This is a genomic window from Streptomyces sp. M2CJ-2 (assembly GCF_016757295.1).
Classification (GTDB): domain Bacteria; phylum Actinomycetota; class Actinomycetes; order Streptomycetales; family Streptomycetaceae; genus Streptomyces.
The window spans coordinates 207,040-230,543 of the sequence record NZ_JAESIF010000002.1 but is presented as its reverse complement, the minus strand read 5'-3'; the positions used below and the strand labels follow the sequence as shown (position 1 = coordinate 230,543).

Here is a 23,504-nt window from a genome sequence, read left to right as displayed (position 1 = left end):
GAGGGAAACAGACCTTTCAACTGATTGCGCGTGCGCCTTACAGGCAAAGACAATAGTTGCATACGCGGGCTATTTGCAAGCGCGCTCTATTTCGGTCTTGCTCTACCCTGGCCTCAGCAACTCCTGAACGGAGGGAACGCCCATGACCGCCACGGACCCCGCGCTGACCGCCCTCACTCAGGGCTGGTGCGCGCTCTCGTTGCTGCACGGGAGAATCGAGGCCCATATCGAGCGGGCTCTCCAGACCCAGCACGATCTGAGCGTGCGGGAGTACTCCCTGCTGGACGTCCTGAGCCGACAGCACGACGGCGTCGGGGGGCATCTCCAGATGAAGCAGGTGGCCGACGCGGTCGTACTCAGCCAGAGCGCCACCACCCGTCTGGTCACCCGGCTCGAGAACCGCGGCCTGCTGGAGCGCTACCTGTGCCCCACGGACCGGCGCGGCATCTACACCAACGTCACGCAGGCCGGTCTTTCGCTTCTGGAGAAGGCGCGGCCGACCAATGACTCCGCGCTGCGCGGGGCTCTCGACGCGGCGGCGAAGAACCCCGACCTCGCCCCACTGGTCCGCGCAGTGGAGACACTGAAGACATCGGTATCGGTACCCGCATGAGGCAACCGCCTCGGCGCATGTCTGCGTAGGGTGCGGCCATGGGAGATCTTGAGATACGCCCCGCGGCCACCGGCGACATCCCGGCGATCGTCGACATGCTCGCGGACGACGCCTTGGGCGCACAGCGTGAGTCGCCGGACGACCATCGCCCGTACCTGGCCGCTCTGGAGCGGCTCAGCTCCGATCCGAACCAACATCTGGTCGTCGCGGTCCGCCAGGGCCGTGTCGTCGGCACGCTCCAACTCACGATCGTCCCCGGGCTGTCCCGGCGCGGCTCCACCAGGTCGATCATCGAAGGCGTCCGCATCCACACCGACGAGCGCAGCAGCGGCCTCGGGACCCGGCTCATCGAGTGGGCCATCGATGAGTCCCGCCACCAGGGCTGCCAGTTGGTCCAGCTGACCTCCGACAACACCCGCACCGACGCCCACCGCTTCTACGAGCGGCTCGGCTTCTCGGCTTCCCACGTGGGTTTCAAGCTCGCACTGTGAAGGCGGACAAGGGGCCTGTTTCACGTGAAACAGGCCCCTTGCGCAAGCTTCCGTGCAACCGGGCCTATCCGACCCCCCGCCATCCCTCGGAATCCACTCCGCCCGGCACAAAAGCTTCCTCGTCATACGGCCGACGGTTGAACACGAAGGACCCGAGGTCCAGATGGCTCACCGATCCGTCCGGCCGCCGTACGGGCTTCAGGAGTTCTCCGGCGTAGTAACCCTCCAGTCCTGTCCAGGTGCCGTCGCCGTTCGGCCGGAAGCTCGAGCGTCGGCCCTTGCCGGACAGCGGCTCCAGCGACACCAATCCGTCGGCCGACAGCCGCAGGGCAAAGCCGAGCGTCCCCCAGTACCACTGCCCCACCAGCTCCAGCACAGCGGAGTCCGCCTCCCGCAACGGCCGCCAGGGCACGGGGATACGGGGCTCCGCCTCGGCGACGATCCGAACGAGATCGGCGGCGACCGGGAACAGCAGCGGTCCGGACGTGCAGTTGGCCAGGACCACCGCGGCTACGTCGTCCTCCACGCTCATCACAAGACAGGCGAGGAAGCCCGGCAGTGATCCGGTGTGCCCGATGAGAGCCCGCCCGTCCCGGTGACGCACCTCCATTCCCAAGCCGTACGCATAGCCACTCGCCAGGTCTGCCGCCTCCGCCGGTGCCGCCGGCCGCCTCATCTCTCGCAACGACCCGATATCCAGCACCCGCTCGTCACCATGGGCCAGAAACGCGGCAAAGCGTGCCAAGTCGTTCGTGGTGGACCAGAGTTGCCCTGCGGGCGCCATCCGTCCGAGGTCCTCGGCGGGCTCACGCTGCATCACGTCCGCCCACGGATGTACCGCCCAGCCATCCGCATACGGTTCCTGCGGGCGCACATCTGTCCGATGCAGACTCAAGGGCTCGAGCACTTCACGTCGGAGAACGGCCTCCCACGAAGCACCGCGCACCTTCTCCACAAGCGCCCCGAGCAGCGCGTATCCGGGGTTCGAGTAGTGGAACCGCCTGCCGACCGGGTGCACCAGGGGGCGCTCGCCCAGTACGTCAGCGAGGTCGGGCCGCAGGGAGCCAGGAGTGCGCTCCCACCAGGGGCCCGGCGTCTCAGCCGCCAGACCACCGGTGTGCGCGAGCAGTTCGGCGATGGTCGCCTCCCCAGCGCCCGTACCCGGCAGGTACTTCTCCAACGGCTCGCCGAGGTCGATCGCCCCCTCGTCACGCAGCCGGAGCACCAGAACGGCAGTGAAGGTCTTGGTGAGGGAACCGATCCGGTACTGCGTGTCCCCGTCCGGCGCGTTCCCCTCCACCGACGTCCGTGAACCCGTCCACACTGCTTCTCCGTCCCGCACCACGGTCGCGACGAGAGACGGGGCCCGCTCTTCGGCCTGGGCGACGGCGATCCGGCGCAGCAACGCCCGACGCGTACCGGCCAGCAGTTCTTCCTGAGGTGTCGTCATGCCCTCAGTTCAGCAGGAATCCGATCAGGTCTGCGCCATGTCCACGAAGCGTGAGTAATGCCCCTGGAAGGCGACCGTGATCGTCGCCGTCGGGCCGTTTCGGTGCTTGGCCACGATCAGGTCGGCCTCACCCGCACGCGGGGACTCCTTCTCGTACGCGTCCTCACGGTGCAACAGGATGACCATGTCGGCGTCCTGCTCGATGGAACCGGACTCTCGCAGGTCGGAGACCATCGGCTTCTTGTCGGTGCGCTGCTCGGGACCACGGTTGAGCTGGGAAAGTGCGATGACCGGTAGTTCCAGTTCCTTGGCGAGCAGCTTGAGGTTGCGGGACATGTCCGAGACCTCCTGCTGACGGCTCTCCGCTCGCTTGGAACCGCCGGACTGCATCAGCTGAAGGTAGTCGATGACGACCAGTCTCAGGTCGTTGCGCTGCTTCAGCCGACGGCACTTGGCACGGATCTCCATCATCGACAGGTTCGGGGAGTCGTCGATGTAGAGCGGCGCCGCCGATACGTCCGGCATCCGACGCGCCAGGCGGGTCCAGTCCTCGTCGGTCATCGTGCCGGACCGCATGTGGTGCAGGGCGACCCGGGCCTCGGCGGACAGCAGGCGCATCGCGATCTCATTGCGCCCCATCTCGAGTGAGAAGACGACACTCGGCAGGTTGTGCCTGATCGACGCCGCGCGGGCGAAGTCCAGCGCGAGCGTCGACTTGCCCATCGCGGGACGCGCGGCGATGACGATCATCTGCCCGGGATGCAGCCCATTGGTGAGCGAGTCGAAGTCCGTGAACCCCGTGGGCACACCGGTCATCTCACCGCTGCGCGAGCCGATCGCCTCGATCTCGTCGAGCGCGCCCTCCATGATGTCGCCGAGCGGCAGGTAGTCCTCACTCGTGCGCTGTTCGGTGACGGCGTAGATCTCGGCCTGCGCGCGGTTGACGATCTCGTCTACGTCGTCGTCGGCCGCGTATCCCATCTGGGTGATGCGGGTACCGGCTTCGACCAGGCGGCGCAACACGGCGCGCTCGTGCACGATCTCCGCGTAGTACGCCGCGTTGGCCGCCGTGGGCACCGTCTGGACGAGGGTGTGCAGATACGAGGCCCCGCCGACCTTGTTGATCTCACCGCGTTTGGTCAGCTCAGCGGCGATCGTGATGGGGTCGGCCGGCTCGCCCTTCGCATATACGTCGAGGATGGCCGTGTAGACGGTTTCGTGAGCCGGTTTGTAGAAATCGTGGCCCTTGAGGATCTCGACGACATCCGCGATGGCGTCCTTGGACAGCAGCATGCCGCCCAGAACGGACTGCTCGGCCTCCAGGTCCTGCGGTGGCACCCGTTCGAACGCGGCTCCTCCGCCGTCCCACGCTCCGGAGTCCCGACCGCGGTCGTGCTGATCCTCGCGGCCCCTGCCTCCGTCGTCACGGCGGCGGGAGGCAGGCAGACGATCACTGGGGCCGCTGTCGGCCCACGGGTCGTCCAAGGGCTCGGAAATGCTCACCGAGCCACCTCCTCCCGTCCGCCGAGCGGACCTAGCCGTGGCCCTCTTTCTACGGCACGGCGCCGACAAATAGGACGCCCGACTCCGGTTGCCGCGCGCCGGATTTGCGGCCATTTGGAAACCGGCGGACGGAGCGGGCGCCGGACCACCGTAGGCCCGTCTGCACCGTCAGCCAATCTGGTTATCCACAGGCCCTGTGGACGACCGGGCCAATGCTGTGGAGAAGTCCGCCAAACCTGTGCACGACCCGGTGGACAGCCCTGTGAACAAGGAACCCCTGACGCCGAAATGAACACGTTGACCTGGGGTTTCATAGTCCACTGCCTGTGCAGAAGAAAAACTTTCCCAGACGGGCCAAGATCCCTTCGACCGCTGTGCACATGCACACACCCTGCGCCACCAAGTAAGGGTCTATAGACCTTTGCATCTCTTACCTGTGGACGATTAGATTGGTGCGCATGACACAGGCCCCCGCGCGCCCACGCGCCGTCCGACGGCAGCACGACCGCGAGATCGTCATGCTGGCCGTCCCGGCTTTCGGCGCACTTGTCGCCGAGCCCCTCTTCGTCCTGGCCGACAGCGCCATCGTCGGCCATCTCGGCACCGCACAGCTTGCCGGTCTCGGCATCGCGTCGGCCCTTCTGGTGACCGCCGTGAGCGTCTTTGTCTTCCTGGCCTACGCCACCACCGCCGCCGTCGCCCGGCGCGTCGGCGCCGGCGATCTCCCTGCCGCCATCCGCCAGGGCATGGACGGGATCTGGCTCGCCCTGTTCCTCGGTGTCGCCGTCATCGCTGTCGTCCTGCCCACGGCACCGGCCCTGGTGGACCTCTTCGGCGCCTCGGACACAGCGGCCCCCTACGCGATCACCTACCTGCGCATCTCCGCTCTCGGCATACCGGCCATGCTGATCGTGCTCGCCGCGACCGGTGTTCTGCGCGGACTGCAGGACACAAAAACGCCTCTCTACGTCGCCGTGGCCGGCTTCGTCGCCAACGGCATCCTCAACGTCGGGCTGGTCTACGGCGCCGGCCTCGGTATCGCGGGCTCCGCCTGGGGCACGGTCGTCGCCCAGTGCGGCATGGCCGCCGTCTATCTGATCGTGGTGCTCAGAGGGGCACGTCGGCACGGCGCCTCACTGAGCCCGGACATCACGGGGATCAAGGCCTCTGCCCAGGCCGGCGCACCGCTGCTGGTGCGCACTCTCTCGCTCAGGGCCATCCTCATGATCACGACCGCCGTCGCCGCCCGACTCGGCGACTCCGACATCGCGGCTCACCAAATCATCCTCTCCCTGTGGAGTCTGCTCGCCTTCGCACTGGATGCCATCGCGATCGCCGGGCAGGCCATCATCGGCCGCTATCTGGGAGCCGGCGACGCACAGGGCGCCCGTGAGGTATGCCGTCGCATGGTGGAGTGGGGCATCGGCGTCGGAGTCGTTCTCGGCGTGCTCGTGATGCTCTCCCGGCCGGTTTTCCTGCCCCTGTTCACCAACGACTCCACGGTCACCGACGCGGCACTGCCCGCTCTGGCGCTCGTTGCCCTGTCCCAGCCGATCTCCGGCATCGTCTTCGTTCTGGACGGAGTACTGATGGGCGCGGGCGACGGGCCGTACCTGGCCTGGGCGATGCTCATCACCCTGGCGGTCTTCACCCCGGTCGCCCTGCTGGTCCCCGTGTTCGGGGGTGGTCTCACCGCGCTCTGGGGCACGATGACGCTCATGATGACCATTCGGTTGCTGACCTTGTGGGTCCGTGCCCGTTCGGGCCAGTGGGTCGTCACCGGCGCCACGCGCTGACGCGTTTTCCGCGGAAGACGGTTGTTCCACGGGAAACGACGGTGGGGGCCGCACCCCGAAGGGTGCGGCCCCCACCTCACTGCTTCAGCGAGCAGTACTTACTCCGGGACGACCTCGACGTCGACCTTGGCGGCAACCTCGGGGTGCAGACGCACGTGCGTCTCGTGGGTGCCCAGGGTCTTGATCGGGGTGCCCAGCTCGATGCGGCGCTTGTCGACCTGGGGACCGCCGGAAGCCTTGATCGCGGAAGCGACGTCGGCCGGGGTGACGGAACCGAAGAGACGACCGGCGTTGCCGGAGCGGACCGCGAGGCGGACCTTGACGCCCTCGAGCTGGGCCTTCACCTGGTTGGCCTGCTCGATGGTCTGGATCTCGTGGATCTTGCGAGCACGACGGATCTGCTCGACGTCCTTCTCGCCACCCTTGGTCCAACGGATCGCGAGCTTCCGCGGCACCAGGTAGTTGCGAGCGTAACCGTCCTTGACGTCGACGACGTCGCCCGCGGCACCGAGGCCGGAGACCTCGTGGGTGAGGATGATCTTCATGAGTCGGTCACCCTTCCCTTATCGCGCGGTGGAGGTGTAGGGCAGCAGCGCCATCTCACGGCTGTTCTTGACGGCCGTGGCGACGTCACGCTGGTGCTGCGTGCAGTTGCCGGTCACGCGGCGGGCACGGATCTTGCCGCGGTCGGAAATGAACTTCCGCAGCATGTTCGTGTCCTTGTAGTCCACGTACGTGACCTTGTCCTTGCAGAATGCGCAGACCTTCTTCTTCGGCTTGCGCACAGGCGGCTTCGCCATGGTGTATCTCCTGTGTGATCAAGAAGTGTGGGTACGGCCCGCCTAGAAGGGGGGCTCGTCCGAGTAGCCGCCACCGCCGCCGGAGCCTCCGCCCCAGCCGCCGCCACCGCCCTGGTTGCCACCGGCGGGAGCGCCACCGGTCGCCCAAGGATCGTCGGCCGGGGCGTTGCCGCCCTGCTGGCCGCCACCGGGGCCTCCGCCCCAGCCGCCGCCCTGCTGACCGCCTCCGCCGTAACCACCCTGCCCACCGCGGCCGGTGGTCTTGGTGATCTTGGCCGTGGCGTTGCGCAGGCTGGCGCCGACTTCCTCGACGTCCAGTTCGTAGACCGTGCGCTTGACGCCCTCACGGTCCTCGTAGGACCGCTGCTTCAGCCGGCCCTGCACGACGACGCGCATGCCTCGCTGGAGCGACTCGGCGACGTTCTCCGCCGCCTGACGCCAGACCGAGCAGGTCAGGAACAGGCTCTCGCCGTCCTTCCACTCGTTCGTCTGGCGGTCGAAGGTGCGGGGAGTCGACGCGACACGGAACTTCGCGACGGCCGCACCGGACGGGGTGAAGCGCAGCTCGGGGTCATCGACAAGGTTGCCGACGACCGTGATGACGGTCTCGCCTGCCATGGGGGAACCTCTCGGCGGGTTTGCTGCTGGCTGCTGGTACTGCTACTCGGATCCCGAGATCGACTGAGCGGAAACGCTCAGTGGTTCTCGGGGCGGAGGACCTTGGTCCGGAGGACCGACTCGTTCAGGTTCATCTGGCGGTCGAGCTCCTTGACGACCGCAGGCTCGGCCTGCAGGTCGATGACCGAGTAGATGCCCTCGGGCTTCTTCTTGATCTCGTACGAGAGACGACGACGGCCCCAGGTGTCGACCTTCTCGACCTTTCCGCCGCCGTCACGGACGACAGAAAGGAAGTTCTCGATCAGCGGGGAGACAGCACGCTCCTCGAGATCGGGGTCGAGGATGACCATCACCTCGTAGTGACGCATGTGGAACCCACCTCCTTTGGACTCAGCGGCCACGGTCGTTCCGTGGCAGGAGGGTCGTGATGCGTTGCGCAACGATGTCTGTCAGTAGAACAGCCGCCACTGACAATCGATGTCGGGCGGCGGTTTCCCAGGCCGACCGGGGCGAACCGTGGTCCTGCCCTGATCCTGACTGGATCTGTCCGGACAGACACCGGTGCAGACGGTACACAGTACCCGCACAATGGCTTCCGGTTGAAATCCGGCCCGGAAGCCCGTCAGTCTGTACACATCGGGTGTGTACGGCGCTACGATGCGCCGCCTTTCGCAGGAGGTGCCCATGGCACAGGCATTGCGACCCAACACCGCCGGAGGTCTTTTCGCCACGGACGGAAAGCCCCACCCACTCCAGGACACCCTGCTCGCGGTGACCCTGGTGCTGGGCATCACATCCTTCATCACAGCGATGTTCCACCCCCTGCACCTGCTCAGCTCCTGGACCGGCCTGGTGGGAATCCTCACCGGCGCGTACGGCCAGTGGGTCTCGCAGACGACACGGGCGCGCTTCGGTCTCATCGTGGGCTTGGGCGCATCGGCCGTCGGCTTCTTCCTGGGCATGGCCCACGGCGGCCTCTTCGGCGGGCTCCTCGACTGACTCCGGGCACCCCCTCCTGAATACCGTGGAGCGCCCCGGCCGACGACCGGCCGGGGCGAAGGTCCGTGCGCCCAACCGGGTCGGCCCCAAGGCGCAGTAGGCTTCGCGCGAGAGCCGGAGCCCCTGATCCCATGGGGACACACCAGCCCGAGGAGCGCCCCGAATGACCCTGACCCTGAGGACCATCAGCCGAGAGCAGCATCTGGCGTACATCCAGAGCCTGCCGTCGGCGAGTCACATGCAGGTCCCGGCCTGGTCGGACGTCAAGGCGGAGTGGCGCGCGGAGAACCTCGGCTGGTTCGACGACCGGACCGGTGAGATGGTCGGCGCCGGCCTCGTCCTCTACCGGCAACTGCCCAAGATCAAGCGCTACCTGGCCTATCTGCCCGAGGGCCCAGTCATCAACTGGTTCGCGCCAAATCTTCAGGAGTGGATCGAGCCGATGCTCGCGCACCTGAAGCAGCAGGGCGCGTTCTCGGTGAAGATGGGCCCGCCGGTGGTCATCCGGCGCTGGGAGGCGCCGACCATCAAGAAGGGGATCCAGGATCCGGACGTGAAGCGTCTGCGCGACCTGGAAGCCGACTTCATCGAGCCCCGTGCCTTCGAGGTCGCCGACAAGCTGCGCCGCATGGGATGGCAGCAGGGCGAGGACGGCGGGGCCGGCTTCGGCGACGTCCAGCCCCGCTACGTCTACCAGGTGCCGCTGGCGAACCGGTCCCTGGAAGAGGTCCACAAGAACTTCAACCAGTTGTGGCGCCGCAACATCAAGAAGGCCGAGAAGGCCGGTGTCGAAGTCGTCCAGGGCGGCTACGACGACCTGCCCGAGTGGCAGCGGCTGTACGAGATCACCGCCGTGCGCGACCGCTTCCGGCCGCGCCCGCTGTCGTACTTCCAGCGCATGTGGACCGCCCTCAACGCCGAGGACCCCAACCGCATGCGGCTGTACTTCGCCCGGCACAACGGCGTGAACCTGTCGGCGGCCACGATGCTGATCGTCGGCGGTCACGTCTGGTACTCCTACGGCGCCTCCGACAACATCGGCCGTGAAGTCCGGCCCTCGAACGCGATGCAGTGGCGGATGCTGCGCGACGCCTACGCGCTCGGCGCCACCGTCTACGACCTGCGCGGCATCTCCGACTCGCTGGACGAGACGGATCACCTCTTCGGCCTGATCCAGTTCAAGGTGGGGACGGGCGGCCAGGCCGCCGAGTACCTCGGCGAGTGGGACTTCCCGCTGAACAAGCTGCTCCACAAGGCGCTCGATATGTACATGTCGCGCCGTTGACCCCGTCCCCGTCGCACTGTTCGATCCCTCACTTCCCCTCTCTCTGATACACCGCAGCCACCAGAAAGGTTCCAGGTCCGGCCATGGCGCTCACGCTCTACGTCGACACCGCGCGCTGGCGGGCGCACCACAAGCACGTGCAGCAGCAGTTCCCGGGGCTCGTCCCGGTCTGCAAGGGCAACGGCTACGGCTTCGGTCACGAGCGGCTGGCCGAGGAGGCCACCCGGCTGGGCTCGGACGTCCTCGCCGTCGGCACGACGTACGAGGCCGCCCGGATCAAGGACTGGTTCGGCGGCGACCTGCTGGTGCTGACGCCGTACCGGCGCGGCGAGGAGCCCGTCCCGCTGCCCGACCGGGTGATCCGCTCGGTTTCGTCGGTCGACGGTGTGTACGGTCTGGTCGGTGCCCGGGTGGTCATCGAGGTGATGTCCTCGATGAAGCGGCACGGCGTCAGCGAGCAGGATCTGCCCCAGTTGCACTCCGCCATAGAGAACGTCCGGCTGGAAGGCTTCGCCATCCACCTGCCGCTGGACCGCACCGACGGATCGGACGCCGTGGAGGAGGTCATCGGCTGGATGGACCGCCTGCGGGCCGCCCGCCTCCCCCTGCACACGATGTTCGTCAGTCACCTGAAGGCCGAGGAACTGGTCCGGCTGCAGCAACAGTTCCCACAGACCCGTTTCCGCGCCCGTATCGGTACACGGCTGTGGCTGGGGGACCACGAGGCCACCGAGTACCGCGGTGCCGTCCTGGACGTCACGCGCATCGCCAAGGGGGAGAGGTTCGGCTACCGCCAGCAGAAGGCCGCGTCCGACGGCTTCCTGGTGGTCGTGGCGGGTGGTACGTCGCACGGGGTGGGTCTGGAGGCCCCCAAGGCCCTGCACGGTGTCATGCCGCGCGCCAAGGGCGTTGCCCGCGCCGGACTCGCCACGGTGAACCGGAACCTCTCTCCGTTCGTCTGGGGCGGCAAGCAGCGCTGGTTCGCCGAACCGCCGCACATGCAGGTGTCGATCCTGTTCGTGCCCGCGGAGGCACCGGAACCTCAGGTCGGCGAGGAACTGGTGGCCCATCTGCGGCACACCACCACGCAGTTCGACCGAATCCTCGACCGCTGAGCGACGGTGGGTGGACGAGGAGCGCAGAACGCGGGAGAGACGCCTGAGCAGGCGTCCGGACAGCGAGAAAGGCCGGGCACGGTACTCCCGTGCCCGGCCTTTCTCATGCCTCTCGCTTGTCCCCAGGGCGAGCACCACCAGCCGTTCGCTCAGAGTGAACCACTGGTGACGCCTGCTCCGCCCCACTTGACCCGTGGCCCGTCGAAGTGTGCGACATTCCGTGCGGGGCGGGCGGCGGGACCGAGCACGAAGACGTCCTCGGCTCGGTCGAGCACCCCTCCCGAAGGATCGTCGTCACCGGAGCGGCGCACCGGGTCCCGCTCGGGCAGCAGGATGTCGCGCACGATCATGACGCACAGATAGAGCGTCCCGAGCAGATGCAGGCCGATGGCCCAGTGGTAACCGTCGGCGGGAAGTCCCTTGTGGTCGTCTCCGCTGGTCGTGTACGCGAGGTACATCCAGATGCCGAGGAAGTAGGCCACCTCACAAGCCTGCCAGATCAGGAAGTCCCGCCACTTCGGCCGGGCCAGAGCGGCCAAGGGCACCAACCACAGGACGTACTGAGGCGAGTAGACCTTGTTGGTGAGGATGAACGCCGCGACGACCAGGAAGGCGAGCTGCGCGAAGCGCGGTCGGCGGGGAGCCATGAGGGCGAGTGCGGCGATACCCGCGCAGCACAGCACCATCAGTGCTGTGGCGAGTGTGTTCACGGTGTCGGTGCTCAGCGGGTCGGACGAGTTGTGGGCGATGATCAGCCAGAAGGAGCCGAAATCGACGCCCCGTTCCTGGCTGAACGTGTAGAACTTCGACCAGCCGTCAAAAGCGAAGAACATCACTGGTCCGTTCACCACGGCCCAGGCGACGACCGCACCGCCCAGGGCGGTTCCGTACTCCCGCCAGCGGCCGGCGCGCCAGCACAGCACCAGCAGCGGCCCCAGGAGAAGCACGGGGTAGAGCTTGGCGGCCGTGGCAAGGCCCAGGAGGACCCCGAAGGCAAGAGGGCGGCCACGCGACCACATGAGCATCGCTGCGGCCGTCAGGGCGACCGCCAGCAGGTCCCAGTTGATCGTCGCGGTCAGGGCGAAGGCGGGCGCCAGAGCGACCAGGAGACCGTCCCAAGGCCGCCGGGTGTGCGTGCGGGTCACACAGACCGCGATGACGGCCGCGCACACCATGAGCATCCCGGCGTTGACCATCCAGTACCACTGCTCCTGGTCCTGGATGCTGCCGCTGCCGGGCGTGAGCCAGGAGGCGACCTCCATGAACACACCGGTCAGCACCGGGTACTCGAGGTACTGCATGTCGCCGGGGAGCTGGTCGAAGTACGGCACGAGGCCGTCGGCGAAGCCCCGCCCCTGATAGAGGTGCGGGATGTCCGAGTAGCACGCGTGCGTGTACTGGGAACCGGCGCCGAAGAACCACGCGCCGTTGTAGCAGGGCGCCTTCTGTACCAGGCCGAGGGTGAACAAACCGATCGCCACGAGCACGATCACCCGGACCGGACTCCACCAGGACGTCCCGAGGAGGGCGTGCCGCCCGAGTGGACCACCGATCAGCTCGCTGCCGGCCTCGGCGACCTTGTCCTCCCGGGTCGGTTCCACCGGCTCCGGCTCACGGACGCTCGCTTGCGTCGATTCTCCACTGGGCATGCCGCACATCCTGCCGTACGTGCCGGGACTACGCCGAGGGCCGCCGTACCCATGGGTACGACGGCCCTTGTTTCACGTGAAACACCCAAGTCGGGCAAGCGGGCGGTTACCCGGCCGGGCCTCCGAAGAGACCGCCGTTGTTCCCGCCGCCGTTGCCGTTGCCGCGGTTGTTGCCTTCCTCTTCCGATTCCGAGGCCGACGGTGAGCTGGTCACCCCGCCGTCCGTCCCACCGACGTCCGCGCCACCCGGTCCGGTGCCACCCGTGTCGTCCTCCTCCTTGCAGCGGAAGTCGAACGGCCTACAGGTGTCGGTCTCACTCGGCGTGGGGGTGCTGGGCTCCGGCTCCGGCTCCGAGGTCGACGGAGACGGCGACGGAGTCTCCTCCTCGGTCTCGGTGGGGGAAGGAGTGGGGGTCGGCGACGGAGTGTCGTTGACGATCTCGCCGATGGGCTTCGGCGTCGGGAACGGCACCGACTCCTTACCCTTCAGCGCGTCCTCCATGTAGTCCGCCCAGATCTCGGACGGGAACGAGGCACCGTGGATCTTCTTCTGGCCGCCCGTGCCGAACATCTTCAGAAACTCGCGGTTCTTGATGGTCTCGTCGTCGGGGTACCGGAACATGCTGATCGCGGTGGACAGCTGCGGGGTGTAGCCGACGAACCAGGCGGACTTGTTGCCGTCCGTGGTACCGGTCTTGCCGGCCACCTCACGGCCCTCGAGCTGGGCGTTGGAGCCGGTCCCCTCCTCGACGACGGTCTTCAGGACGTCCGTGACGTTGTCCGCGACCAGAGAGGTGAACGCCCGCTCGGTCTGGGTCTTGTGCGTATAGACCGTGCCGTCCTTGCTCGTCACCTTCTTGACGGAGAACGGCTCACGCTGCTCGCCACTGGCCGCGAAGGTGGCGTACGAACCCGCCATCCGGATCGCGCTGGGGCTGGAGGTACCGAGGGAGAACGACGGGTAGTTCGTTCCGGCGAGGCTGCTCTCCAGAAGCCCGGAATCCTCCGCGGACTCCTTCACCTTGTCCAGGCCGACATCCACGCCGAGCTGGACGAAGGAGGAGTTCACCGACTCCCGCATCGCCTCACGGAGATCGATCTTGTAGTCGGGCGCGGTGCCGTACGTCCGGTCGCCGTCATTGACCTGCTCCCACTGCTCGCCCTTCTCGTTCTGCCAGATCGACCCGTCGTACTCCTTGATCTTGAGCCTGTTCTTGCCGCTGTACAGGCTCTTCTCGGACACCTTCGTCCGCTCGTCCTGGGCCTGGTCCGGGAGCCCGTCGGGGTCCCGGACGCCCCACTTCATGGCGGCCGCCAGTACGTACGGCTTGAACGTCGAGCCGACCTGGGCACCGGTCTCGTCGGCGTTGTTGGTGAAGTGCTTGGTCGCGTCGGTACCGCCGTAGATGGCCACGATCGCGCCGGTCGCCGGGTCCACCGTGGCCCCGCCGAACTGGACGTGGGTGTCCTTCTCGGGGCGCTCCTCGGGCTTGATGTTCTTCTTGTAGACCTTCTGGACCGACTCCTCGAGTGCCGCGACCTTCTTCTTGTCGAAGGTCGTGTAGATCGAGTAGCCGCCCTGTTCCAGTTGCCTTTCGGTGATACCGGTTTCCTCACTGTGGTTGACGATGTACGCCTTGGCGAGGTCCACGAGGTAACCGATCTGCCCGCTCAGCGCGGTGTTCGACCGGGGGTTCTGCACCTTGGGCAGCTTGGTGTACTTGGCCCTGATCGAGGGATCCAGATGCCCGTACTCGACCATCTTCTTCAGCGTGTCCTGCATCTGGAGCAGGGCACGCTTCTTGTTCTTCGCAGGGGTGGCGTTGACCGGGTCGATGGAGCTGGCGCCGGCCGGGTCGTAGTAGGTGGCTCCCTTGAGGACCGCCGACAGGAAGGCACACTCGCCCTCGTTGAGATCAATGGCCTTCTTGTCGAAGTAGGCCTGGGCCGCGGCCTGGATCCCGTAGGCCCCACGTCCGTAGTACGCCGAGTTCAGGTAGCCCGCAAGGATGTCTTTCTTTTCCTTGGTGGTGCCCACCTTGATCGAGACGAACATCTCCTTGACCTTGCGGGAGAGGGTCTGCGACTGGTCGTCCAGCATGGCGTTCTTGACGTACTGCTGGGTGATCGTGGAACCACCCTGCGTATTTCCGCCTCTGGCCATGTTGAACACGGCGCGAGCAATGCCCCTGGGGTCGATGCCGCTGTCATCGTAGAACGTCTTGTTCTCCTGGGAGATGACCGCGAGCTGCATCGCCCTGGGGATCTCTTCGAGCTTGATGATCTGGCGGTTGCGCTCACCACCCGTGGCGACCATCTGTGAGTCGTCGGACCAGTAGTAGACGTTGTTCTGCGCCTTGGCGGTCTTGGCCTCGTCAGGAACGCCCACCATCGCGTACCCGATCCCCGCGGCAGCGACCATGCTGCCGAAGAACGCGATACACAGACCGCTGACGAGCCTCCAGGACGGCATCCAGCGGCGCCAGCCGTACTTGTCGTGGCGCGGATAGTCGATGATCCGCTTCTTGCCGGGAGGCGCCGCCCGGCCCCGGCCTGGCCCGGTGGAACCGGCCCGGCGGCCCCCGCCTCTCTGTGCCGCGCGTCGCGCTTCGGCGCGGCTTCCATAACTGTGGCCCTCACCACCCGAGTCGTGGGAGTCCGACCCATAGGAATCGGACGGAGACCCGGTGGCGCCGCGCGGCGCCGCGCGGCGGCCGGAGGACGAGCCTGACTGGCCGCGTCGGGCCGCGGCACGTCCGCCACCCTGCGGCTGCGGTGGTTTGCGACGGTGCTCGCTCATCGAACGACTACTCCTCGGGCAGGCGCGTCTCGCGCGCCTGGAAACGGCAGCTGGTTTCCGGTCCCCCCGAAGTACGGATGCGGTGGGTTCCGCATTCATCCCGTACTGCACCGGGGACGAGGACGCCCCCAGGCGTCACTCGGTTCCCGGTGTGTTGTGCATGGCGCACAGACTACGCATCGTCAAAACCCGTCGAGCGCAGAAGTTCGTCTCAAATCAGGCAACTTGCTCGGATTGCATCGGTGATGTGATCCCGTTCACCACCCTCCCCCTTGTCCCAGCCGGACCGCCGTTCTATCGTCGTGATGTATCGAGTCGATACATCAGCTCGGCATAAAGACAGCGATGAGCCAGCCACGAGGTCGTCACGGCACGACCGCGGCAGAGAGGAGGCGACGATGAGCCGGCGTTCCGGGATCCTCGAGTTCGCCGTACTCGGCCTGCTCCGCGAGTCTCCGATGCACGGCTATGAGCTGCGCAAACGACTCAATACGTCACTGGGTGTGTTCCGTGCCTTCAGCTACGGGACGCTCTACCCCTGCCTCAAGACGCTGGTCACCAACGGCTGGTTGATCGAGGAACCGGGGAACACCACAGAGGACGCCCTCGCCGCTCCGCTCACGGGCCGTCGCGCCAAGATCGTCTACCGGTTGACGGCCGATGGTAAGGAGCGCTTCGAACAGTTGCTCTCCCAGACGGGCCCCGACGCGTACGAGGACGAGACCTTCGCCGCGCGGTTCGCCTTCTTCGGGCAGACGTCACGCGACGTACGCATGCGTGTGCTGGAAGGCCGCCGCAGCCGGTTGGAGGAGCGCCTGGAGAAAATGCGGGTCTCACTGGCCCGGACCCGGGAGCGTCTCGACGACTACACGCTCGAGCTCCAGCGTCACGGGATGGAATCCGTGGAGCGGGAAGTGCGCTGGCTGAACGAGCTCATCGAGAGCGAGCGGGCCGGGCGAGACCCCGAGGGTCCCGCCTCCGGGGCGACTCCTCGACAGGACACCACATCTGGAACGTCGGGCGACCTGCCCCGGTCCGGGGACCACCCCCGGCCGGATTCGCCCGACGACACCGCCACGTGAGTCCCCCTTCAGGGCCTCACTCGTATACACAGGGAGCAACCGGAATGGGTTCGGTTCGCGTAGCCATCGTCGGCGTGGGCAACTGTGCCGCATCGCTGGTGCAGGGAGTCGAGTACTACAAGGACGCCGACCCGGCGTCCAAGGTGCCGGGCCTGATGCACGTCCAGTTCGGCGACTACCACGTCCGCGACGTCGAGTTCGTCGCCGCTTTCGACGTGGACGCCAAGAAGGTCGGCCTCGACCTCGCTGACGCCATCGGCGCCTCCGAGAACAACACCATCAAGATCTGCGACGTCCCCAGCACCGGTGTGACGGTCCAGCGCGGTCACACCCTCGACGGTCTCGGCAAGTACTACCAGGCCACCATCGAGGAGTCCGCGGAGGAGCCGGTCGACGTCGTCCAGGTCCTCAAGGACAAGCAGGTCGACGTCCTGGTCTGCTACCTGCCCGTCGGCTCCGAGGCCGCGGCGAAGTTCTACGCCCAGTGCGCCATCGACGCCAAGGTCGCCTTCGTCAACGCCCTCCCGGTGTTCATCGCCGGCACCAAGGAGTGGGCGGACAAGTTCACCGAGGCCGGCGTGCCGATCGTCGGTGACGACATCAAGTCCCAGGTCGGCGCCACCATCACGCACCGCGTCATGGCGAAGCTGTTCGAGGACCGCGGCGTCGTCCTGGACCGCACGATGCAGCTGAACGTCGGCGGCAACATGGACTTCAAGAACATGCTCGAGCGCGAGCGCCTGGAGTCCAAGAAGATCTCCAAGACGCAGGCCGTCACCTCCCAGATCCCCGACCGGGACCTCGGCGAGAACAACGTGCACATCGGCCCGTCCGACTACGTCGCCTGGCTGGACGACCGCAAGTGGGCCTACGTGCGCCTCGAGGGCCGCGCCTTCGGCGATGTCCCGCTGAACCTGGAGTACAAGCTCGAGGTCTGGGACTCCCCGAACTCCGCGGGTGTCATCATCGACGCCCTGCGCGCCGCGAAGATCGCCAAGGACCGCGGCATCGGCGGCCCGATCCTGTCGGCTTCGTCGTACTTCATGAAGTCCCCTCCGGTGCAGTACTTCGACGACGACGCCCGCGTCAAGGTCGAGAAGTTCATCCAGGGCGAGGTCGAGCGCTAGAACCTCCCCTCTGTGGGCAGTTGAGGGTCCCCGGGTCGTGTGACCCGGGGACCCTCCCCGTATGTGAGGCTGTGGCTCATGGCCGTCGTCCGTGACCTGCGCGTCCTGCTGCGTTTCCAGGGCTTCAGACGCCTGCTCGCCGTCCGGCTGCTCTCTCAGGGCGCCGACGGCGTCTACCAGGTCGCCCTCGCCGCCTACGTGGTCTTCTCGCCGGAGAAACAGACGTCTGCCGCAGCCGTCGCCTCCGCGATGGCGGTCCTGCTACTCCCCTACTCCCTGGTCGGCCCTTTCGCCGGTGTCCTGCTGGACCGCTGGCGCCGCCGTCAGGTCTTCCTGTACGGCAACCTGCTGCGCGCGCTGATGGCCTCGGCGACCGCCGTCCTGATCCTCGGCCAGGTCCCGGACTGGCTTCTCTACGTATCGGCCCTGTGTGTCACCGCCGTCAACCGCTTCGTCCTCGCCGGCCTGTCCGCCGCCCTGCCACGCGTGGTGGACTCCGAACGGCTGGTCGTCGCCAATTCCCTCTCGCCGACGGCCGGCACGCTCGCCGCGACCGCGGGCGGTGGTCTGGCCTTCGTCGTACGCCTGGTCGTCGCCGACTCCGACGCCGCCGTGGTGCTCGTGGGCGCGGCGCTGTACCTGTGTGCGGCCCTGGCGTCGCTGCGCATCGCGAAGGAACTGCTCGGTCCTGACCGGGCACTGGTACATCCACGGCTCGCCACGGCGCTCACCGGCACCGCTCGCGATCTGGTGGCAGGCCTGCGCCACCTTGCCGCATCTCCGCGCAGGGAGGCAGCCTGGGCACTCACCGCGATGTCCCTGATGAGGTTCTGCTACGGCGCCATGCTCGTCATGCTGCTGATGCTGTGCCGGTACGCCCTGACCGACACCACGGACGAGGGACTCGCCCTTCTGGGACTGGCGTTGGGTGTGTCCGGCGCCGGCTTCTTCGTTGCGGCCGTCGTGACTCCTTGGGCCGCGGGGCGGTTCGGGCCCGGCCGCTGGATCATGCTGTGCGCGGTGGCCGCCGCGGTCCTGGAGCCCGCGCTCGGACTGCCCTTCGCCACCAGCCCCCTGCTGATCGGGGCGTTCGTCCTGGGACTGACCACCCAGGGCGCGAAGATCGCCACGGACACCATCGTCCAGTCCTCCGTCGAGGACGGTTTCCGAGGCCGGATCTTTGCCCTCTACGACGTCCTGTTCAACGTGGCTTTCGTCGGTGCCGCCGCGGTGGCCGCCCTGATGCTGCCACCGGACGGTCGGTCGGTCCCACTGGTGGTAACGATCGCCGTTATCTACGGAGCAGTAGCTGTGGCTATCAGCCATTTTGAGCGCCGGTAAGTGTCACATCAATGCCACAGAGCTCCAGCACGGCATGGCGTTGTCAGTGACACCCGATACCTTACGTGCGTCTTATCAACGCGCTTTTCGCGCCACGCACTCACGTTCCAGGGGGACCTCCAAGTGACCACTCCGCCGCCTCAGGGCAACCCGTTCGCCCAGGGTCAGCAGCAGCCCTACGGCCAGCCCCAGGGCCAGGCTCCGCACCCGCCCCAGGATGGTTTCCCCCAGCAGGCCGGCCAGCCTGGCTTCCCCACGCAGGGCACCCCGGTTCCCCCGCCGGCTCCCGCCGGGCGCTTCAACAAGAAGCTGCTGCGCATCGTCGGCTTCATCGTCGTCGCGGTCCTCATAGCCCTGGGCAAGTGGTTCTTCGGGCAGACGGACGCAGAGACCACGTCTGTGGGGAGCTGCATGCACAACGAGGGCACACAAACGAGTCCGGACCTCAAGACGGTCGACTGCTCTTCAAGCGATGCTCAGTACAAGGTCGTCGAAAAGTTCGACAACACCAGTGACGACAGCAAGTGCGAAGCCGTCGAGGAAGCGACGATCTCGTACTACCAGACGGGCAGCAGCAGCCACAACGTGGTCCTTTGCCTCAAGGAAGTGAAGTAACACCTCCACTCAGACCACATGGGGGGCGGTGTTTCACGTGAAACACCGCCCCCCACGCATGCCCACGGGGCTATGTTTCACGTGAAACGCAACCCCCGCCCCCGCTCTCAGCCCTGCTGCTCGGCCCACCACTCCTTGAGGGCCGCCACCGCCGCGTCACGCTCCATCGGGCCATTCTCCAGACGAAGCTCCAGCATGTGCTTGTACGCCTGGCCGACCGCCGGTCCGGGCTTGACGCCGAGGATCTCCATGATCTGGTTGCCGTCGAGGTCCGGGCGGATGGAGTCCAGTTCCTCCTGCTCCTGGAGTTTGGCGATGCGCTCCTCCAGGCCGTCGTACGCACGGGACAGCGCGGCCGCCCTGCGGCGGTTACGCGTCGTACAGTCCGAGCGGGTCAGCTTGTGCAGCCGATCCAGAAGTGGCCCCGCGTCCCGGACGTAGCGACGGACGGCGGAGTCCGTCCATTCTCCCGTGCCGTAGCCGTGGAAACGCAGATGAAGCTCGACCAGGCGCGAGACGTCCTTCACCAGTTCGTTGGAGTACTTGAGGGCCGTCATGCGCTTCTTCGTCATCTTCGCGCCCACGACCTCGTGATGGTGGAACGAGACCCGGCCGTCGCCCTCGAAACGGCGCGTGCGCGGCTTGCCGATGTCATGCAGCAGAGCCGCAAGGCGCAGTGCCAGGTCGGGGCCGGCGTCCTCCAGCGCCATCGCCTGCTCCAGGACGATCAGCGTGTGCTCATAGACGTCCTTGTGCCGGTGGTGCTCATCGCTCTCCAGACGCAGGGCCGGCAGTTCAGGCAGCACGTGGTCGGCGAGCCCGGTGTCGACGAGCAGCGTCAGCCCCTTGCGGGGGTGAGCGGACAGGACCAGCTTGTTCAGCTCGTCCCGGACCCGTTCGGCCGAGACGATATCGATGCGTCCGGCCATCTCCCGCAGGGCCGTGACCACCTCGGGAGCCACCTCGAAATCGAGCTGAGCGGCAAAGCGCGCGGCTCGCATCATCCGCAGCGGATCGTCCGAGAAGGACGCCTCAGGGGTGCCCGGTGTGCGCAGCACACGGGCCGCGAGATCGTCCAGGCCGCCGTGCGGGTCGATGAACTCCTTCGCGGGAAGCGCGAGGGCCATCGCGTTGACCGTGAAGTCACGGCGGACGAGGTCCTCCTCTATGGAGTCGCCGTACGCCACCTCCGGCTTGCGTGACGTGCGGTCGTACGCCTCCGAGCGGTAGGTCGTCACCTCGATCTGAAAGCTTCGGTCAACGTCTCCGACGCGGACATCCTTCTGGGCTCCGACGGTGCCGAAGGCGATCCCCACCTCCCAGACGGCGTCCGCCCACGGGCGGACGATCTTCAGAACATCCTGCGGGCGGGCGTCGGTCGTGAAGTCGAGGTCATTGCCGAGCCGGCCGAGCAGAGCGTCCCGGACCGAACCGCCGACCAGGGCGAGTGAGAACCCGGCCTCCTGGAAGCGGCGGGCGAGGTCGTCGGCGACAGGGGCGACCCGCAGCAGTTCGTTGACTGCTTGGTCCTGCACCTGGCTCAGGGCACTGGTTTGTTCGTTGACGTTCGGCACAACAGAAAAGGGTACGTGGCCCGGACGGCCGGAGGCTCCCCCTGGGGCAGGCACGGTCACCTCCGGCGAGACCCGCACGAGGCCTGCACCCGAGGCACGGGACGCGCTCCTCTTATACAGCCACATAGAGGGCAGGGCGGCACTCTCCCCGATCTTGCGGACCGGTCCGCGGCACTCAGCCCCTCCGCTCCTCGTTACCATGCGTGGACGTACATTCCGACGACCACTGACGACGACAAGGGACGGGCGAGCGCGTGGCCGAGGCGGCAGACTTCCAGGGGACGAGTGCCTCACCTGCCCGCCGCTGGCTGCGGCGCACCGGAACCCTGTTCGCCGGAGTACCCCTGCTGGCCGGCCTGCTCCAGTTGCCCGCCGCGTCTCCGGCGGACGCCACCGCGCAGAGCACCCGGCAGGCTCCCTCCGGTGCGGGCTCGGTCTCCGTCTCCGTGAACTCGCTCACCCCGAGCACCCCCACCGAGGGAGACACCGTCACTGTGTCCGGCACGGTGACCAACAAGGGCGGGAAAGCGGTCACCGACGCCCACGTCGGTCTGCGTGTGGGCCCCCTGCTGGACACCCGCTCCGGGATCGAGACCGTCGCCAGGAACAGTGACGACGTCCAGGGCGCCGTCGGCCCGGAGATCGACGACAAGTACTCCCAGGAGTTCGAACGCCTCGCTCCGGGCGTCTCGCAGCCCTTCAGCATCTCCGTGCCGGCGGACGAGCTGAGCCTCGGAAAGAACGGCGTCTACCAGCTGGCGGTGGCTCTCTCCGGGCAGACCTCCGCCCAGCCGTGGGAACAGACCCTCGGTGTCCGGCGCGCGTTCCTGCCGTGGCAGCCCGAGGAATCCGACAAGAAGACGAGAACGACGTTTCTGTGGCCGCTGATCTCCACGGTCCACATGACGGCGGAGACCGGTTCGGACGAACAGCAGACCCCGGTCCTCCGTGACGGCGACCTGGCCAAGGAGATCGCCCCGGGTGGCCGTCTGGACCGGATGGTGGCACTGGGCAAGGACCTCGATGTCACCTGGGTGGTCGATCCGGACCTGCTGGCGTCCGTCGACGCGATGACCGAGAGCTACGAAGTCCGAAGTGAGGGTGACGCCACCACGGCGGGCCGTCACCAGGCTGTCGCCAAGAGGTGGCTCGCCCAGGTGCAGAGCGCGGTGGCGGACAACGAGGTCGTCGCGTTGCCCTTCGGCGATCCGGATCTCGCCTCCCTCGCCCACAACGGCACGTCGGTCACCGGCTCCCTGAGCCATCTCAAGGAGGCCACGGATGTCGTCGTCGACACAGTGGGGTCGATACTCCACGTGAAACCGACCACCGACTTCGCCTGGCCCGTCAACGGCGCGGTGGACCCCTCCATCGTCAAGGTCGCCACGTCCGCCGGTGCCGACAAAGTGATCGCCCGCAGCGACAGTTTCCGGGAGACCGGTGACCTGTCGTACACGCCTTCGGCCGCACGCCCCATCGGGGGCGGCACCACGGCGGTGGTCGCGGACGCCCGGTTGTCCACCCTGTTCCAGGGCGATATGACCAAGGCCTCCACCTCCACGTCCGCGGTGCAGCGGTTCCTCGCGCAGAGCCTGACGCTCAGCCTCCAGACCGGTCGGCAGCGCAGCATCGTCGTGGCCCCGCAGCGCACTCCCTCCGCGAGCCAGGCCCAGGCGATGGCCGAGGCACTGAAGGCCGTCCAGGACGGAAACTGGTCGGAGTCCCAGGACCTCACCGCCGCCGCGAAGGCGAAGCCGGACCCCGCCGCCACCACCGAGGTTCCCTCGGTCTCCTCGTATCCCTCCTCGCTGCGCAAGCAGGAGCTGCCGCAGTCGGCGTTCGAGCAGATCGCGAGGACACAGGCCAAGCTCGACAAGTTCCAGGTGATCCTCTCCGACCCGTCCCGGGTGGTGACCCCGTTCGGTCGGGCCCTGAACCGGGGGATGTCCGTCTCATGGCGCGGCCGGATCGCCGAGGCGGCAACCTACCGCAGCGGGGTCGAGGCATACCTCGACGGACTTCTCGACCAGGTGAAGCTGATCGAGAAGTCGGAGACGAAACTGTCCGGCCGCAGTGCCACGATCCCAGTGACCGTCCAGAACAACCTGGTACAGGGCGTCGAGCACCTGACTCTGCGGCTCACCTCGACCAACCCGACCCGCCTCGAGATCAGGGGTGCCGCCTACGAGGAACAGCCGGTCACCGTCTCGGGCGGTCACAGCCAGTCGGTGAAGTTCACCACGTCCGCCAACGCCAACGGCCGGGCAACGGTGATCGCCCAGCTGTACACGCAGGACGGCCAGAAGTACGGCGAGCCGGTCACCTTCGACGTCAAGGTCACCGAGATCACCGCCACGGTGATGCTGGTCATCGGCGGCGGTGTCCTGTTGCTCGTCCTTGCCGGCTTCAGGATGTACACCCAGCGCAAACGTGCCGCGGCCCGCGAGGTCCAGGAGGAGAAGCCCGCGCTGGACGGGGGCACCGAAGGTCCGCAGAACCCGGACGCCCCCGCGGTACGTCTCACCAAGGAGCAGGAGGACGGTTCGGAAACGGACGCCCCGGAGCAGCCGAGTGACCCGGCGTCGGACACCGCACCGGAAAGCGCAGACCCGTCCGGCACGGGTGAGAGAGTGGACCGTTGAGGAT

Annotated in this window: 20 protein-coding genes; 11 read left to right on the top strand and 9 right to left on the bottom strand. The window is 67.1% G+C overall.

From position 1 onward, the window contains the following. The first annotated feature begins 142 nt into the window (after window positions 1–142). Together JL475_RS03465 and JL475_RS03460 are read left to right on the top strand one after the other, a co-directional pair. Window positions 143–613: a MarR family winged helix-turn-helix transcriptional regulator gene (locus JL475_RS03465; RefSeq protein WP_202275098.1), complete on the top strand. Its 471-nt coding sequence runs from the start codon at window positions 143–145 to the stop codon at window positions 611–613. A gap of 38 nt (window positions 614–651) precedes the next feature. Continuing rightward, window positions 652–1,104 carry a GNAT family N-acetyltransferase gene (locus JL475_RS03460; protein WP_202275089.1) on the top strand — a complete coding sequence of 151 codons (453 nt, stop codon included), beginning with the start codon at window positions 652–654 and terminating at the stop codon, window positions 1,102–1,104. A gap of 64 nt (window positions 1,105–1,168) precedes the next feature. Here JL475_RS03460 and JL475_RS03455 read toward each other — a convergent pair whose 3' ends face one another. Continuing rightward, window positions 1,169–2,554: a serine hydrolase gene (locus tag JL475_RS03455; protein ID WP_202275087.1), complete on the bottom strand. Its 1,386-nt coding sequence runs from the start codon at window positions 2,552–2,554 to the stop codon at window positions 1,169–1,171. A gap of 24 nt (window positions 2,555–2,578) precedes the next feature. Next, window positions 2,579–4,057, bottom strand: coding sequence for a replicative DNA helicase (gene dnaB, locus JL475_RS03450; protein WP_202275085.1), 1,479 nt, complete (start codon window positions 4,055–4,057; stop codon window positions 2,579–2,581). 458 nt (window positions 4,058–4,515) lie between these two features. On the opposite strand from dnaB, the gene JL475_RS03445 reads away from it, so the two are divergent. Beyond that, on the top strand, window positions 4,516–5,853 hold the full coding sequence (locus tag JL475_RS03445; protein ID WP_202275083.1) for an MATE family efflux transporter: 1,338 nt from the start codon (window positions 4,516–4,518) through the stop codon (window positions 5,851–5,853). 98 nt (window positions 5,854–5,951) lie between these two features. On the opposite strand, the gene rplI is transcribed toward JL475_RS03445, so the two are convergent. The 4 genes from rplI to rpsF all read right to left on the bottom strand — a co-directional run bounded on the left by rplI (window position 5,952) and on the right by rpsF (window position 7,639). Next, a complete protein-coding gene (rplI, locus tag JL475_RS03440) occupies window positions 5,952–6,398 on the bottom strand; it encodes a 50S ribosomal protein L9 (protein ID WP_202275081.1) in 447 nt (148 codons plus the stop codon). A gap of 18 nt (window positions 6,399–6,416) precedes the next feature. Beyond that, window positions 6,417–6,653 carry a 30S ribosomal protein S18 gene (rpsR, locus tag JL475_RS03435; RefSeq protein ID WP_003949403.1) on the bottom strand — a complete coding sequence of 79 codons (237 nt, stop codon included), beginning with the start codon at window positions 6,651–6,653 and terminating at the stop codon, window positions 6,417–6,419. Between the two features lie 42 nt (window positions 6,654–6,695). Next, complete coding sequence (locus JL475_RS03430; protein WP_202275079.1) at window positions 6,696–7,271, bottom strand: single-stranded DNA-binding protein; 576 nt, start codon at window positions 7,269–7,271, stop codon at window positions 6,696–6,698. 77 nt (window positions 7,272–7,348) lie between these two features. After that, the gene (gene rpsF, locus JL475_RS03425) at window positions 7,349–7,639 is read right to left on the bottom strand and encodes a 30S ribosomal protein S6 (RefSeq protein WP_062188887.1); all 291 of its coding nucleotides are present in this window, start codon (window positions 7,637–7,639) and stop codon (window positions 7,349–7,351) included. A 316-nt stretch (window positions 7,640–7,955) separates the two neighbouring features. On the opposite strand from rpsF, the gene JL475_RS03420 reads away from it, so the two are divergent. From JL475_RS03420 to JL475_RS03410, 3 genes are all read left to right on the top strand, one after another. After that, complete coding sequence (locus tag JL475_RS03420; protein ID WP_202275077.1) at window positions 7,956–8,270, top strand: hypothetical protein; 315 nt, start codon at window positions 7,956–7,958, stop codon at window positions 8,268–8,270. 163 nt (window positions 8,271–8,433) lie between these two features. Further along, window positions 8,434–9,555 (top strand): peptidoglycan bridge formation glycyltransferase FemA/FemB family protein, encoded by a 1,122-nt coding sequence (locus JL475_RS03415; RefSeq protein WP_202275075.1) that lies wholly within the window; start codon window positions 8,434–8,436, stop codon window positions 9,553–9,555. 83 nt (window positions 9,556–9,638) lie between these two features. Next, a complete protein-coding gene (locus JL475_RS03410) occupies window positions 9,639–10,670 on the top strand; it encodes an alanine racemase (protein ID WP_202275062.1) in 1,032 nt (343 codons plus the stop codon). 149 nt (window positions 10,671–10,819) lie between these two features. Here JL475_RS03410 and JL475_RS03405 read toward each other — a convergent pair whose 3' ends face one another. Then, on the bottom strand, window positions 10,820–12,328 hold the full coding sequence (locus tag JL475_RS03405; protein ID WP_202275060.1) for a glycosyltransferase family 87 protein: 1,509 nt from the start codon (window positions 12,326–12,328) through the stop codon (window positions 10,820–10,822). Window positions 12,329–12,425: 97 nt separating this feature from the next. Next, complete coding sequence (locus JL475_RS03400; protein ID WP_202275050.1) at window positions 12,426–15,119, bottom strand: transglycosylase domain-containing protein; 2,694 nt, start codon at window positions 15,117–15,119, stop codon at window positions 12,426–12,428. A gap of 398 nt (window positions 15,120–15,517) precedes the next feature. On the opposite strand from JL475_RS03400, the gene JL475_RS03395 reads away from it, so the two are divergent. The 4 genes from JL475_RS03395 (at window position 15,518) to JL475_RS03380 (ending at window position 19,284) form a co-directional block, all read left to right on the top strand. Next, the gene (locus JL475_RS03395; RefSeq protein ID WP_202275048.1) at window positions 15,518–16,201 is read left to right on the top strand and encodes a PadR family transcriptional regulator; all 684 of its coding nucleotides are present in this window, start codon (window positions 15,518–15,520) and stop codon (window positions 16,199–16,201) included. A 44-nt stretch (window positions 16,202–16,245) separates the two neighbouring features. Then, window positions 16,246–17,328 carry an inositol-3-phosphate synthase gene (locus tag JL475_RS03390; protein WP_202275046.1) on the top strand — a complete coding sequence of 361 codons (1,083 nt, stop codon included), beginning with the start codon at window positions 16,246–16,248 and terminating at the stop codon, window positions 17,326–17,328. Window positions 17,329–17,406: 78 nt separating this feature from the next. After that, the gene (locus JL475_RS03385; RefSeq protein ID WP_202275035.1) at window positions 17,407–18,669 is read left to right on the top strand and encodes an MFS transporter; all 1,263 of its coding nucleotides are present in this window, start codon (window positions 17,407–17,409) and stop codon (window positions 18,667–18,669) included. Between the two features lie 123 nt (window positions 18,670–18,792). Then, window positions 18,793–19,284, top strand: coding sequence for a hypothetical protein (locus JL475_RS03380; protein ID WP_202275033.1), 492 nt, complete (start codon window positions 18,793–18,795; stop codon window positions 19,282–19,284). A gap of 107 nt (window positions 19,285–19,391) precedes the next feature. Here JL475_RS03380 and JL475_RS03375 read toward each other — a convergent pair whose 3' ends face one another. Continuing rightward, the gene (locus JL475_RS03375) at window positions 19,392–20,858 is read right to left on the bottom strand and encodes a CCA tRNA nucleotidyltransferase (RefSeq protein WP_202275031.1); all 1,467 of its coding nucleotides are present in this window, start codon (window positions 20,856–20,858) and stop codon (window positions 19,392–19,394) included. Between the two features lie 254 nt (window positions 20,859–21,112). Between JL475_RS03375 and JL475_RS03370 the strand changes: the two genes are divergently transcribed. Then, on the top strand, window positions 21,113–23,500 hold the full coding sequence (locus JL475_RS03370; protein WP_202275021.1) for a DUF6049 family protein: 2,388 nt from the start codon (window positions 21,113–21,115) through the stop codon (window positions 23,498–23,500). The last annotated feature ends 4 nt before the right edge of the window (window positions 23,501–23,504 follow it).